General features: G+C 37.5%; 10 protein-coding genes. 1 reads left to right on the top strand and 9 read right to left on the bottom strand.

All coding sequences use genetic code 11. The features are described 5' to 3' along the window. The first annotated feature begins 89 nt into the window (after nucleotides 1-89). Nucleotides 90-1652 carry an NAD(P)H-quinone oxidoreductase subunit N gene (locus H6G14_RS05475; RefSeq protein WP_190566106.1) on the top strand — a complete coding sequence of 521 codons (1563 nt, stop codon included), beginning with the start codon at nucleotides 90-92 and terminating at the stop codon, nucleotides 1650-1652. A 58-nt stretch (nucleotides 1653-1710) separates the two neighbouring features. Here the strand turns inward: H6G14_RS05475 and H6G14_RS05470 are convergent, their stop codons facing one another. From H6G14_RS05470 to dndD, 9 genes are all read right to left on the bottom strand, one after another. Next, entirely contained in the window at nucleotides 1711-2739 is a 1029-nt protein-coding gene (locus tag H6G14_RS05470; protein WP_190566105.1) for a sensor histidine kinase, read from the bottom strand. Nucleotides 2740-2754: 15 nt separating this feature from the next. Continuing rightward, complete coding sequence (locus H6G14_RS05465) at nucleotides 2755-3906, bottom strand: FIST signal transduction protein (RefSeq protein ID WP_190566104.1); 1152 nt, start codon at nucleotides 3904-3906, stop codon at nucleotides 2755-2757. Nucleotides 3907-4152: 246 nt separating this feature from the next. After that, nucleotides 4153-5484: a hybrid sensor histidine kinase/response regulator gene (locus tag H6G14_RS05460; RefSeq protein WP_190566103.1), complete on the bottom strand. Its 1332-nt coding sequence runs from the start codon at nucleotides 5482-5484 to the stop codon at nucleotides 4153-4155. Nucleotides 5485-5964: 480 nt separating this feature from the next. Next, nucleotides 5965-7188 (bottom strand): hybrid sensor histidine kinase/response regulator, encoded by a 1224-nt coding sequence (locus H6G14_RS05455; protein ID WP_190566102.1) that lies wholly within the window; start codon nucleotides 7186-7188, stop codon nucleotides 5965-5967. A 138-nt stretch (nucleotides 7189-7326) separates the two neighbouring features. Beyond that, the gene (locus tag H6G14_RS05450; protein ID WP_242053354.1) at nucleotides 7327-10140 is read right to left on the bottom strand and encodes an ATP-binding protein; all 2814 of its coding nucleotides are present in this window, start codon (nucleotides 10138-10140) and stop codon (nucleotides 7327-7329) included. Nucleotides 10141-10522: 382 nt separating this feature from the next. Then, the gene (locus H6G14_RS05445) at nucleotides 10523-12319 is read right to left on the bottom strand and encodes a WD40 repeat domain-containing protein (protein ID WP_242053353.1); all 1797 of its coding nucleotides are present in this window, start codon (nucleotides 12317-12319) and stop codon (nucleotides 10523-10525) included. A 357-nt stretch (nucleotides 12320-12676) separates the two neighbouring features. Next, nucleotides 12677-13063 (bottom strand): hypothetical protein, encoded by a 387-nt coding sequence (locus tag H6G14_RS05440; protein WP_190566101.1) that lies wholly within the window; start codon nucleotides 13061-13063, stop codon nucleotides 12677-12679. An 82-nt stretch (nucleotides 13064-13145) separates the two neighbouring features. Further along, nucleotides 13146-13547: a DNA sulfur modification protein DndE gene (dndE, locus tag H6G14_RS05435; protein ID WP_190566100.1), complete on the bottom strand. Its 402-nt coding sequence runs from the start codon at nucleotides 13545-13547 to the stop codon at nucleotides 13146-13148. An 11-nt stretch (nucleotides 13548-13558) separates the two neighbouring features. Then, complete coding sequence (dndD, locus tag H6G14_RS05430; protein ID WP_190566099.1) at nucleotides 13559-15547, bottom strand: DNA sulfur modification protein DndD; 1989 nt, start codon at nucleotides 15545-15547, stop codon at nucleotides 13559-13561. Between the last annotated feature and the right edge of the window lie 134 nt (nucleotides 15548-15681).

Genomic DNA, 15681 nt, shown 5'->3' with positions numbered 1-15681 from the left:
TAAAAAGATAAATGCAACTTTGGTCAAGAACAATAGATAGAATGAACAAAGTTAGCCTTGATGTCTAATCGCCAAAACCTATATATCTCATGGATTTTGCTAATCTTGCAGCCCAGTTAAATGCTGGAACAATTTTGCCAGAGGGAATTGTAATTGTCACCCTCATGGGGGTTTTGATTGTTGATTTGATTTTAGGGCGTACATCCTCACGCTGGATCGGATATCTGGCGATCGCAGGCTTACTCGCGGCGATTGTCGCCCTGTATTTTCAATGGGATGCTACCAATCCCATCTCTTTTACTGGTGGGTTTATTGGTGATGACCTCAGCATCATCTTTCGCGGTATCATCGCCTTGTCTGCCGTTGTTACCATCTTGATGTCAATCCGCTATGTTGAACAGAGTGGAACTGCTTTAGCGGAATTCATCGCTATTTTGTTAACTGCGACTTTGGGCGGGATGTTTGTCTCTGGGGCTAGTGAGTTGGTGATGATCTTCATCTCCCTAGAAACCCTAAGTATATCCTCCTATTTGTTGACAGGTTATACCAAGCGTGACCCCCGCTCTAATGAAGCGGCGCTGAAATACTTGCTGATTGGGGCTTCCAGTACAGCAGTATTTCTGTATGGCGTGTCACTTTTATACGGTCTATCTGGCGGACAAACAGAACTGAGTGCGATCGCTAACGGAATTATTACAGCTAACGTTGGTCAATCACTAGGTGCAGTTATTGCCCTGGTTTTTGTCATAGCGGGTATCGGCTTTAAGATTTCCGCCGCACCTTTCCACCAATGGACACCAGACGTATATGAAGGCGCTCCCACCCCAGTGATTGCCTTTTTATCCGTTGGTTCCAAGGCAGCAGGCTTTGCCCTCGCTATCCGTCTGTTAACCACAGTTTTCCCCTTCGTCGCCGAAGAATGGAAATTTGTGTTCACAGCCTTGGCCGTCCTCAGTATGATTTTGGGTAACGTTGTCGCCCTAGCTCAAACCAGCATGAAACGGATGCTAGCTTATTCATCCATTGCCCAAGCTGGGTTTGTGATGATTGGCTTGATTGCTGGAACTGATGCCGGATACGCCAGTATGATCTTTTACCTGCTGGTTTACCTATTCATGAACCTGTGTGGTTTTACCTGCATCATTCTGTTCTCTCTGCGGACAGGAACCGACCAAATTGCCGAATACTCTGGGTTATATCAAAAAGACCCACTCCTCACACTAGGTTTGAGTATCTCCCTGCTTTCATTGGGCGGTATTCCTCCACTAGCCGGGTTTTTTGGCAAAATTTACTTATTCTGGGCTGGTTGGCAAGCAGGTCTTTACTGGTTGGTCTTACTAGGCTTAGTAACCAGCGTTGTCTCCATCTATTACTACATTCGCGTAGTCAAAATGATGGTAGTCAAAGAACCCCAAGAAATGTCCGATGTAGTCAAGAATTATCCCGAAATACGTTGGAATTTACCTGGATTTAGACCATTGCAAGTGGGTTTAGTGTTGACTTTGATCGCTACCTCCGTAGCAGGAATTTTATCTAATCCACTCTTTACTTTGGCAAATAATTCTGTTGCCAATACTGCAATTTTGCAAGCCACAAAAGTTGTCAGTACTCAGGTAAGTGCTATTCCTGCTGAGAAACCAGACGGTTTGTAAGCTCTATCTCAATCTATCTATCCCCGATTTTTAGGAAAAATCGGGGATATTTTTTAAACTATTCAATAGGAAGAGTAATGATAAATTCCGAACCCTCTCCCAGAACTGAATTAACTTCCAGCTTTCCGCCATGTTTTTGGACAATAATTTGTTGAGCGATCGCTAGCCCTAATCCTGTACCTTTACCAACAGGTTTAGTAGTAAAAGAATGTTCAAATATTTTAGATTTTAATTCATCTGATATACCAAAACCATTATCTTTAACCTGAATTAAAATAGAATTGGCACATAAACTAGTAATAATCGTAATTTGATTATTTTTTTTCTCAACCTCCACAAAACTTAACCCAAAATTTGACTCTTCTAAAGCATCTATAGCGTTAGCCAAGAGATTCATAAATACCTGATTTAATTGACCGGGAAAACATTTGATTAAAGGAATATCGGCATATTTTTTAACTACTTGAATTTGTGGACGGTTTTGATCGGCTTTTAAACGATGCTGGAGAATATAGAGAGTGCTGTCAATCCCTTCATGAATATTAAAAAGCAATTTATATTCTGCATCTGTTCGGGAAAAAGTCCGTAAACTATTACTCAGCTTGCTAATGCGATCAGTTCCTTCTTTCATTGAAGAAATAAGTTTAGGTAAATCCTCACGCACATACTCATAATCCATTGCTTTTATTTCTGCCTGGATTTCTGGCAATGGTTCGGGGTAATATTTCTGATACAAGTCCAGCAGACGGAATAAGTCATGAATATACTCAAATGCTGGGTTCAGATTCCCCATAATAAATCCCACAGGATTATTAATTTCGTGGGCTACATCTGCAACCATACTACCTAACGCAGACATTTTATCCTGCATTGTCTGAAGATTAAACAGAGTTTTTTCTAATTCATGGCTTCTTTCTTCTAACTGAATTTGTGATTGCTTCAATTCATTAATTACATTCTTCAGCAAAGTCTCTTTTTTGCTGTTGATTTCCTCTAGCCTAACTCTATCAACTTCTGAACGAATTAATTTTTTCTGGAGGATTCTATTAGCTTTTTCCAGCCTCTGGATTTCTTGTTCACAGTTCATACAATCCTTAAATTATTAACGAATTCCTAAAATTAAAGTGACAAAAGTTTCATTATGAAAGTGTGTTTCACCTGTTGGTTGTATAGGTGAAATTTCTCCATTACAATAAAAACCACAAGATGGTAAATCTTGATTAAGAATATTTTTAGTATTGAGATATTCTTGTTGAGCTTGTGTACCTAGTAGTTGTCTTCGAGCTACACAAGAGAAAAACAGAACACCTGCTGGTTCCTTTCCAGGGTAGTTATTGAAGGCCGTCATAAATGACGTTTGAGCAGCAGCCAAAATATCGCTTTTGCCTGCTTCAGCCATGTTAATACTCGCTTGTTCAGGAATATCCGCAAAGAAAGTGATACTACCTGATTGTTCATCATAGGCGATCGGCGCTCTCAGATAAAAACTTGTTTCATCATGAGTAAACACGGCTAAAGGATATTCCATTGACGGCGGAAGCTGACCTAAATAATGTCGATAAAATTCTAAAGCTGGTTTACCATCAATCTCATAGACTATATTTTTATCTACTTTGGTCACTTGGCTAGTTTTACCAATGGGGAGCCAACCACTGGCGACACCGTGGGAAAATAAAACTTGACCACAAAAGAGCAAAATTGGCACAGCATCGCTCAAGACTTCTGTTTTAAAAAATTGGTATGTGTTTTGATATACTGATTGATCGGCAGCTAAACCCCCGAAAATGGGAAACTTTTCTCCTAAAGCCATTTTTAAGCCATCTAAGATAGACACACCACTAGTTGTAAGACTTTCTGGGTGGGTTAAACAGAGCTGAGGCTCGGTTTTGCTTCTGGCTTTAGCTTTTTGTACAGCTTCTTGAGTCGCCGCAATTGGATTGTGTGAAACCTGATATCCCACACCTGCAAAAATTTCAATTTCATCTGAGCAAAATAGCATTAAAGTTATTGAGTCTTGTTGAAATTCTAACAGTGAAGAAATTTCCCCATCTGTGGTTCCACCAATCAACTCAATCCCCGGAAAAGCCTGATTAATATTTTCCAGTATCAGAGAGTGATCAAAATCAATAGCTGCAAATAAAATTCCCGCTTGAGGATTATTTCCTTGAAGAGAATCTGTTGATTGCTGAATAATCTCTTTAACTGCTGATAGAGAATCTGGGTCGTTGCTGTGGGCTACTACTATTTTCATCATAGTTTTACGCTGTAAAACATTAATCCCTACAGCAATATAGTTCCCTAGTTTTCTGAATAAATTTGCAAATCACACAAATTAGCGACGAATTTATACTAAATTGCTCATAAATTTATGATAAGTTATATTGCAAATAAAGATTAATTTATCAATTATTTAAGGAGGATAGGAAATATCCCAGCTTTAACTAAGTTTTAGCAAAATACATAAATTAGCTAGAGAAAATGAATTTGACAATTAATATAGTTATTCGATGGGGATGTTAATCATAAATTCTGAGCCTCTTCCTGATTCTGAATTTACATCAAGTTTACCACCATGTTTTTGAATGATAATTTGCCGAGCAATTGATAATCCTAAACCTGTACCTTTACCTACAGGTTTAGTAGTAAACAAATTATCAAATATTCTTGCTTTAATTTGAGGTGGCATTCCTATACCATTATCTTGAATTTTAATCAAAGCATGACTTTTATCTTCACTCAGCATTGTCTGAATTATGATTTGTGGAGTCTCAACTATCAGTTTCTGATGATCGTTTACCGCACTACCTATTATGGAAGAATATTTATTACTAAATGATTCTTCTAAGGCATCAATGGCATTAGCTAAAATATTCATAAATACCTGATTCAATTGCCCAGGAAAGCAGTTAACTTCAGGTATGACACCATAATCTCGTTTAATTTCAATATCAGGATGATTCTCAGATCCTTTCAGTCGATGTTTGAGTATTAAAATAGTACTATCAATACCTTCGTGAATATCAAAATGAATTTTTTTCTCTGTGTCTGATCTAGAAAAAATACGTAGACTCCTGCTAATATCTCGGATGCGCTGAATACCTTCTTTCATCGAGAAAATTAAATTAGGTAAGTCTGAGCGCACATAATCTAAATCCATTTCGCTGATTTCGTCTTGAATTTCTTGTACAGGATGAGGATAGTAACTTTGATATAAATTAATTAGTTTATCCATATTCTCAAAATATGTTAATGCGTGACCTAAATTGCCATAAATACAACTGACTGGGTTATTAATTTCATGAGCTAACCCTGCTACCAATTGTCCAAGAACCGACATTTTTTCTTGTTGTACAAGTTGGAGTTGATACTCTTGTAGGTCTTTTAATGCTTGATTCAATTCAGCAGTGCGTTCAATAACTCGTTTTTCTAAATTTTTATTCAAGCTTCTGAGTTGCAGGTGGGAAGAGATACGAGCTAATACTTCTGCTTTATGGAATGGCTTAGTAATGTAATCAACTGCACCTAAACTTAAAGCTTCTACTTTACTATTAGTATCAGTAATTGCTGTCATGAAAATTACGGGAATATCGTGAGTTTCCGGCTGAATTTTCAAGTTTTTACAGGTTTCAAATCCGTCCATTATCGGCATCATCACATCCAGCAGAATTAAATCTGGCACTCTACTTTTTATTTGTTCGAGCGCTTTTTTGCCATCAAGTGCTGTGGCTACCTCAAAACCTGCGCCAATCAATGCTTCAGAGATGATTTCGAGGTTGGTTAGGGTATCATCTACCACTAAAATAAAGTTAGTTTCGGTTGATGTATCAAGCATTTAAGTTGAACTCGCGGATTTTATATTGATTCACCGGTGATGCGATAGGAGACTATTTATAAAGTAAATTTTGGGTGTGTTAATCGCTTGAATTATCTTTTTTCTGACTAATCATATCTACATATGTGCCTGGCAAAATACCAGTTGCTACAATAAATAAAACCTCCCCAACATAAATGTTATTATTGCTTTATAAATAACCCATAAGATTATGATTCCCAGAAATCGTGATAGAGCAACAGCTACAACCAATAATTGTTATAACATCAATCTATCGTAGTCCGGGTTGATTTATGTTGGACTCATCTGCGTGAGAGTTGATAACTAATTTAGTTAAAGAATCATAAAAATAAAATATAGGTACGAAAAATCAAGCCGTCATGGCTTTTGAATACTTTTCTGCTGAAGCGGTAATTACTACTACCTGATTATTTCCTCTAAACAGATAGTAAAGTGTTATGACCATAAAAATAGCTAACATTAATATCCAATCACTTGCTGAATGGGAAGAGTGATTAACAATTGGGTACCTTTTCCGGGAGTTGATTCTACCTGTAAAGTACCTCCATGTTTTTCTACTATAATCTCATGAGCGATCGCCAACCCTAAACCAGTACCTTTACCTAAAGGCTTGGTAGTGAAAAATTGCTCAAAAATGCGCTGTTGTACTTCTAGAGGAATACCAACACCGTTATCTGTAATTTCAATTAATACTGATTTTTGGTCATCTGTGACTTTTGTCCGAATCCAAATTGTTAATGTATCAGTTGTTTCTCTATTAACTATTGATTCCTCTAAGGCATCAATGGCATTAGCCAGCAGATTCATGAATACTTGGTTAAGTTTTCCAGAATAGCACTCAACTAAAGGGATATCACCATATTCCTTGATAATGTTAATTGTTGAATCTGTAGGTAAAATTTTGAGGCGGTGACTTAAAATAATGAGTGTGCTATCAAGACCATCATGTAAGTTAAACAGTTGAAATTCTGGGTCTTCTAATCGAGAGAATAAACGCAGCGATCGCACAATTTGCTCCACTCTCTCAGTCCCCATTTGCATCGAAGATAATAGACGTGGTAAATCTTGTTTAATAAACTCCAATTCGATACTTTTTGAGAATGCTTGAATTTCCTCACTTGGGTTAACCGTATGATTTTCGTACAATTTTAATAAATTTAATAAGTCTCCAACATAATTTTGGGCATGGGCTAAATTCCCGTAAATAAAATTAACTGGATTATTAATTTCATGGGCAATTCCTGCTACTAACTGTCCCAACGAAGACATTTTCTCCTCTTGTGCTAACTTCAATTGAGTCCGCCGCAATTCTAAATGGACATTGATTCTTGCTAACACTTCTTCATATTCAATAGGTTTAGTAATATAGTCAACTGCCCCAATTTGCAACCCTTTGACTTTATTTACCGTATCAGATAGAGCTGTCATAAAAATTACGGGAATGTCCTTGGTCTTAGGATTAGCTTTTAGGTGGCGACAAGTTTCAAATCCATCCATACCAGGCATCATGACATCCAGCAAAATTAAATTTGGTAATGTTTCTTGTACTTTTGCCAACGCGCTTAGACCATTTTTAGCAACAGAAACTCGAAAACCAGCCTGATTGAGAATGTCAAACAAAACCTTGATGTTAGTCGGGATATCATCTACAATTAAGACTGAGTTATTTATGGGACTGCTCATCTAAATTATCCTCTGAAACATCGTAGTTCTAGATTCATCTTTATTTAATAACTTTCCTGAAAAAAATCCATTTTTACTATCTTAAATAAGAATATGTATAATAAACTTTTCATGTTATTAGTGAATAATTGATCAATGTCAATATGATAGATGAGGCTGAATCATAGCAACAATTGCCTCATCTTCGAACTCTGCAATTAATTCTGAAACTTTAACGGCAAAACGCATATATTTTTTATCCAATTGCTGAATTCTGGTGATTTCTTCTTGAATACCAACTACATAACCAGCCTTAGCAGCTTGATATAAGTTAAACAACTCCGTAGGCGGGGGAAATATAATTTCTTCTGTAGATGAAATGTTGACTAGAGAAACATCATCAAGTGAGTAAATCCATTTTAAAGATAAATAAGTTTGTAACATATCGAATAGTTCTTCAACCTTTACAGATTGTGCTAAAAAATCATCGTAACCAGCTTCTTGACTTTGCTGACGAGTATATTCAGATACATCAGCCGACAAAGCAATAATCACCAATTTGGCAAATTTTACTTGTGATCGCATCATTTTTGTTACCTGCAAGTTATTTATTTCCGACATGGCGATATCAGCAATAATTAAATCGGGATGTTCAGTTTTGATCTTATCTAAACCTTCTTGTAAACTACTAACCTCAGTCAAATTAAACCCTAAGGATGACAATAAATTGACAAAAATAGAACGATTTTCCCAGCTATTATCAATAATTAAAATGCTTTTTGTCTTGCCTTCGTAGCCAATAATATTTTTTTGACCTGCAACTGATAAAGAGAATTTCCCAGTCTCAACTATGGGTAAATTTAAATCAAACCAAAACTTAGTTCCTTTACCATATACACTCTCAACTTTGAGGTCACTACCCATCAATTCTAGAATTTGGCTACTAATTGCCAGCCCTAAACCTGTTCCTTCTGATTTATGTAAATTATCTCCTACTTGCTCAAAGGGCAAAAATATTTTTTTGAGTTGTTCATTCGTCATCCCAATACCTGTATCTTCAATTTTGAATCTCAGTTTATAAACTGGCAGTATCTGATTTGTATTGGTAATTAATTTTGTTCCTGTACAGGCAACTACTTCTACATCAAAAGTTACTGTACCATTGTCTGTAAACTTAATAGCATTACTCAAAATATTAATTAAAACCTGGCGTATCCGTTTTTCATCAGCAAAAACATTAGCGGGAATATGATGATTTAAATGATATTTGAACCTAATTTCTTTTTGCTCCGCTTTAATTCGACACATCTCACAAGCGCCGAGCAATAATCTTTTTAAATCAAATTCTTGAGGATAAAGTTCTAATTTTTTAGCCTCAATTTTAGCAATATCTAAAATATCATTAATTAAAGTCAGCAAATGAGAACCACACTCATAAATAGTGTTCAAACCTTGCATTTGCTCATCACTAGTATTTGCATCAGTTTGCAAAATTTGTGCATAGCCAAGAATACCATTGAGTGGGGTGCGTAATTCATGGCTCATGTTAGCCAAGAATTCACTTTTTGCACGGTTAGCAGCATCAGCCGTTTCTTTAGCTGCTGTGATTTCTGCTGTTCGTTCTGCAACTCTGTTTTCTAATTCTTGATTGGTTTTTTCTAATTCTGCGAAACTATTACGTAGTTGTCCTGCCATTTGATTAAAAGACGTGGCAAGCATACTCAATTCTTTTAAGCCAGAAATCGTCACTTCTTGGTCAAGGTTGCCAGAGGCGATCGCACCACTAGCTTGAGTTAACTGTACAATAGGACGGGCTATCCAACGGGAAGTATATACACCCATTGTCGTCGCTATAATCAGCGCTCCCAAACACAGTAAAATAGTTGTGCGATTGTTAGTATTAATTTGTGCCATAAAGTCGCTCTCAGGAACAACGACAATCACTAACCAATCCAGTCCTAATTTATCGTTCCAAGGTCTTACTTGCACAAAATGCCTTTCATGTTGTAGTTGCAATACAGCTTGTTGATAACTATTAACATTTTTTAGTTGACCGAACTTTTGTTGCAGATAATCCGTTGTTTCTCGAAGTAAATAATTTTTGCTTTGGTATGCTGATAGCCTCTGTGCTTTGCCATTAATTACTTTGTATGGTGCTTCACTAGTAGAAGAAGCAACTATCATTCCAGAGCGTTCTAAAATAAATATTTGTCCTGTTTGTCCGACTTTTAAATTCGCTAAAAAGCTGTTAATTTGCGATAGTATTAAATCTACACTAATCACCCCAACAAATTTATTATTATTATCGTTGATGGGGTAGCTCGCAGATATAGATAAAACTTCTGGTTTATCTTCCCATGAATAAATCTGACTCCAGACAGGTTTACCTACCTTAACTGCATCTGCATACCAAGCTTCCACATGAGGATCATAATCTTTAATTGCTATTAATTGCTGGCGATCGCCTTGATTATTAGTATTGTAAACATACAGTTTGCCAATACCATTTTTTTGGGAAACTTCATTAATTAATAGGCTACCTTTATCTAAACGTTCAACCCCAATAAATTCTCCTTGGGGATTAGCAAAACTAATATAACCAACATTAAATACCTGCATTTGCTGCCAGAAATAACGTCCTGTAGTCTGAAAATTCTCTATATTCAGAATTCCTAAATTCATAGCATCCACATTGATTTGATTAATCTGTCGAGGGGCTGCTAAGTAAGTATCCAGATGTTGATCAACTAGTTTATTCACTTTGATAATTAACTGGTCAGCGAGTTCATTTACTGCCTTCTGCCCATTTCTAAAAGAGAGATAACCCACAAGACTTACTGCTGTGAAAATTTGCAGCACAAAAGGAACAACCAAAATCAAGCGCAAAGGTAGCTTTTGAGCAGTTTGAACACTAGAACGAATCATAGTTTTAATTTGGCGCTGCAAAGAAGGCTTTGTGTTACTCACTGGCATTATTTTGCCCATTCCTCCAGCTGCAATATCAAAATGCTATTTATCCTTAAATTTGCAAAGTACCTTTTTAAAGCCATTATCAGCAGTAGGGTGTAACATTATCGCACGTTAAATATTTAGGCGATAACTTATCCTGATCTCACATTTGTGCAGTTATCTGTTCTAAAATATCACAATAGTAACTTGATATTGACAGCTTTTGATTACGGAAGCGTATATCAGTTGTTATTGAATCTGTTGGCTGAATAAATCCTGTGGGCATTATTTGAACATATGCCAAAAAACAACGCTAATTTGATTAGCGCTGCTGAGTGGGGTTAGAGACAGAAAAAACGACGGAACACAGACAAATAACTATTGACTGTTGACCAATGATTCCTGATTAACTCCTTTGCCAAAGTTTAATCGTCTTATCCAAACTGCCACTGACTAACATTTCACCTGACGTTGTAAAAGTTAGGGCTGTGATGATATCAGTGTGACCTGTAAACGTAGCTAATAACTCGCCTGTTTCCAGATGCCACAATTTGATGGTTTGATCAGAGCTTCCACTAGCGATAATTTGTTCATCAGGACTTAAGGCGATCGCATACACTTTATCTGTATGACCTTTGAGGGTGCGAATTAATCGCCCAGTCGCCAAGTGCCAAATTTTAATCGTCTGATCCCAACTACCACTAATCAGTAGTTGACCATCTTTACTCATCACCAAAGACCGCACAATATGACCATGACCCATCAGAGTATGTAAGGGTTGTGCATCCTTGAGATTTTTGCCCAACCAGGAACCAGAATTTTGCCAGACTTTAATTTTGCGATAGCTCCCTGTGACTAAAGTCTGTCCATCTCTGCTCAAAACTAAAGAATGAGCAGCCGTATCATCTAAAGACAAAATAGCTTTGACCTGACGGTGCATCAAATCCCAAAATAAGACTCTTCTGTCATCGCCACCAGTCGCTAGCATCTGCCCATCGGGAGTAAAAGCCGCACATCGCACAATCCCATTGTGTTTGTGCAGAATATCAATTAAATCTAGTGCGCCTGTGTGCCAAATTTTAATAGTGGAGTCTGCACCGCCACTCACTAACATTTGCCCATCAGCACTAAAAGCCAGAGAATTTACTTCATCTACTAACCCAGAGACAATCCAAGGATATTCCGACAAAGTATCAATTAACTCACCCTGGCTTAAATCCCAGAGTTTTGTCTCTCCCCGACTCCCACTAGCTAACATCGGCAAACCATTTTCACAACCAGAACTAAAAGACAAGCAATTAATTCCTCTCGTGTGTCCTCTTAATGTCTGCCAACATTCCCAATCACCAATAATTTCTTTGCGGGGATGTTCAGAGGGTACAGTTTGAATCGTTTCTGGTATCGTCCTTTCAATTACTACCGGCAGAAAATCTGGTTTCGCCTCTTTTTTTGCAGTTAGTGATTCTAAATACCAACTTAGTCCACCTGCATATAACAAATGACTGGGGGTGAAATATAGCTTTGGTTCAGTTAAGGCGATTTGACTAGTAGGTAAAAAGCCAGCTACTACAGCTTGCTTTTCATAACCAAGTTTACCTGTGGATGGATAAAATAAACACAGAAAAATTAATACTTGGTGATTTTTCAAATCTTCTTGAGTAACTGACCACTTAATTTTATCTTTCTTAATACCATTAAAACTTTCTCCATCCGCTACATATACTTGTACGCTGATTTTTGGGTTATCTGCTAACAAATAAGTAAATTTACTTTCACCGCGCAAGTTGCCCTCATCATCAAGTACCATGTTTTTCACAGTATCCTGGGGCAACTTTTTCAGTAACTTACCCAGACGTTCAACGATGATGCGATCAACAATTTGCTCTCGCAAGAAATAATCTTCTGCTTGCTGCTGGAAGTGGATAGGGAAAGGAATCGTCCAGTCGGGCGGTTCTGGATATTCAGGCGGGATGGGAGGCGGATTTTTAGCAAGGATTTCAGCTTGTCGGCGAGAAACTTCCTGAATTTTGGCAAATGGCTCCCCCCAAAATGCCATAATTTCGCTGTGGCAACCTTTAACTTGACTTGTCAACAACGACAGATCGTAAGTCTTCGGTTTTTTCACGCGGAGAAGGAAGTCAGCTTGTTGAGCTTTGAGTAAGCTAATCCAATCCATCTGCATTCCTGTGGCACAATTTTGCATACTTAAGGTAAGTTATACCAATGCAATTAATCAAGTTTATAACTTCTAGTTAATTAAAAATTCCGTAATCCTCGCAGTCTAATAGAACACAATCATAGGCGAAATTCGCAGAGAGTATCCTTATTAAAAGGATTTTTAGCCTTGATTGCTTGATATGACTGAGATAGGAATAATTTCCATGAAGTCCATCAATTCTAACTAACCTTAACCAAAACATACTGTTGTCCTAGAACAGTTCTATTTCTAAAGAAGAGTATGATTTAACTAGGTTTTGAGATCAAGACAACTCAGCAGAAATTGTGTCAGGTTAATTAAACTTCATCGCATATCAAGGCTAAATCAGATGTATTGCTGATGTTAAGCTTTGTTTTCTGGTGTAGTAACTTGAGTCATGACACCAGAAGGATTATCAGCATCTAAACGTTGGATTTTTGCGTGTAAATCAGAGTCACCACTGCTAACGATAGTTTCTAGATTGGCAATTCTTTGTTCTAATCTTTCTACTTCTTGATTAGAGAAGTAGTGAGGTTTTGATTTTCTCTCATCAGCACGCCATATAGCAAAAGTTCCAGCCGTTGCACCTCCTAAAGCAGCCAAAGGAATGATAGCACCACTTCTAGTTACAGCCGAAAGAGGTATACAAAGTGCGAGCATACCAACCGTAAGCCCCCAAATCTTTGTAGTAGCGGCTACTCTAATATCTTGAGACGCGTCAATATATTTTGGCGATGATCGCTTACCCATAACTCACCTACGATGAATTACTTATTAGAGTGGCATAATTACTGAAAAAAATCTCTCCCACAATCGGGCTAAGTATAATTAGCTAACTCATATCATTTCTATCTTTGATTGCTAGCTCAATTAAATCTTCAATTTTCTTAATATTTGGGTCGCCTGCTAAATAACCGATACCACGATGTAAATGTAGGCGAAACTGGGTTGCTAGGTTTTCTTTATCTGTGGGGTAGCCGTCATTGTGACAGCGTTGCTTAAGGGCAAGGAGGAGAATATCTGAGATTTCGCCGCCAAAAACGCGCCATGTCATTTCGACGTTGCTATCTTGGGGAATGGGTACAGGGGAAGGTGGAGTTGTTTCGGCGAGGGAACGACAAAAAGCCCAACGACAAAGGATATTCCATTGGTCGATTTTGGTAATGCGGCGGAGTTTTAAGAGTTGGTCTTTAGCGGTTTGCGAGAGTTTAATTCTTTCGATTGGCGATTCCATAATAATTTGTACTACCAAAAATATTTATTTTCTATAACCGTTGTTTGCCGGGTTGCGGAGTTGTATTGCAGGAGATATTCACGGGCGATCGCTTCATTACTTCTCAGTGTTTCTACTTCCTTTTCCCCAATTTCAGTATCCGTAGATAAGAGAATTACTTGGTGGCTGGCGGCGGGAAAGTACTTCTCTACTAGGTTTTGGCGGTGGGAGGAGTCAAGCCTGCCGAGAGGTGTATCGATAGCTACAGGCAACCGCAGACCAGAAACTTTGGCTAATCCCCAGAGGAAGGCGATCGCTAGTAGTTGTTTTTCCCCTGCTGACAGGCGATGTTTAGGAACTGGTTTACCATTGAAATCGAACAAGGATAAGGCAAAGGTTTTAGTATCAATAGTCAGGCGATATACTAAATCTGATTTATGCAGTAGATAGAGGAAACAATTCTTCACCTCTTCCTCTAGTTTGTTAAGTTTTCTTAGAGTTAATTTTTCCCGAAAAAGCTTAAGTGTTTCTTGCACTTTAGCAGCAGAAGTAATAATGTGTCCTCTATTTTTAGTATCAATATTCTTATCAGTATATTCTTTCAATTCCTTTTTTGTTTGTTCAATAAAGTCTGCTAACTCCGATAAAATACGGCGATGTGTTTCATAATTAGCCTTAGCTTGAACCACCTGATTTTGCGCTTCTTCTACAGTCTCACGCAGCTTTTGATAAGCTTCTGGTTCTGCGGCTGTCTGCACTTGTCTAGCTAACACAATCAATTCTTCTTCTATATTTTTGAGATTAGCTAATTGCTGCTTTACCAAAATCTTAGCATTTTTTAAGTGATATATAGAATTATCTAGCTGACTCAAACTTTCTTCATCAGCCAATAACCAAGGTAGTTCTAATTGGGCGTAATCTGTATATAAATTATCCACATCTTCCACTAAAAAAGCTTGGATTTTATCTACCTGTTCAGAACCAATTGCTAATTCACTTAACCATTGCAGTAAGCGTTTATCTCGCTCCAATAAAACATCTCTAGCTAATTGTATTTGTTGATAGCGAAATTCTTTTGCTCCCTGAGTTTGTACTTGACTCAATAAATTGGGAATTAACGCCAACGGTAAAACCTCAGCAGCTAATGCACACATTGACTGTCTAACATTCTCGGCGGCACTAGATTTTTCCTTTTGTTGTTGTTCTAGCTGATTGCGTTCGGCGGCAATTTTACCACCTTCAGAAACAAATTTATCTAAAGCTTCTCGCTGTATAGTTTCTAATTCCTCAATTTCATTTTTAAAAGTTACTAACTTTTCTTCTATAACTTGATAATCTTCTTGCTGTTCTTTTAATCTCTGCTCAATTTCTTCCAGTTCAGCTAAATCTTTAGTTTCAGCAAGTTCCTTCCGTTTGCGATTAACCAAAATCTCCAAATCAACAGCTAATCTATCCGCCAATTCTAAACCCAACAACCCACGAATAGCTTCAATCACAATTTGTGGTGGTGTGTCCTGTTCCGCCAGTTCTTTAACTTGTTCCCCATCAAATAAAAATAAATTAGAAATACCCAAAGGGAGAAGATTTTCTATATAATCATCCCAGATATTCACCAGAGAATCCACAGGCCAAGTGTCATCATCACCTAAAATTCCTAGTGCATCTTTACCATCTTTAGGGTTTTTTTCCCAAGTTCTGACAATCCGATATTTTATTGGTTTATCATCTTCAATATGTTCAAAAAGTAATTCAACCCGCGTTTTTTCCGTAGGGTTAGCTTGACTATTAACGCATTGAGTTAAAAAATCACTATAACTTAAATTTCCACGGGTAGAACATTGGGCGCGTTGTCCATATAAAGCAAGGCGGATAGAATCCATGAGTGTGGTTTTTCCACCTCCATTCATTCCCCCTAATAGAATAATTGGATGATGATTTTCTTCACTTCTAGGATCAAGATTGATTACTTGTCTCCCAGAATAGGGGCCAAAATTTTGTAGAACGAGTTCAAGGAATATCATTAATTTATGTTCAACCCGTGTAGATGGGTTCAATATGTATAACTGCAATTTTTATCTCTGTGTTTCTGTAGGTTAAAAATGGTTTTCACCACGGAAACACAGAGAAGTAAGGTATTACTACAGGGGTAGGTTGG

The sequence above is a fragment of the Nostoc parmelioides FACHB-3921 genome, from assembly GCF_014696625.1.
Taxonomy (GTDB): domain Bacteria; phylum Cyanobacteriota; class Cyanobacteriia; order Cyanobacteriales; family Nostocaceae; genus Trichormus; species Trichormus parmelioides.
The sequence above is the reverse complement of the archived record's forward strand: the minus strand, read 5'-3'. Positions and strand labels throughout refer to the sequence as shown.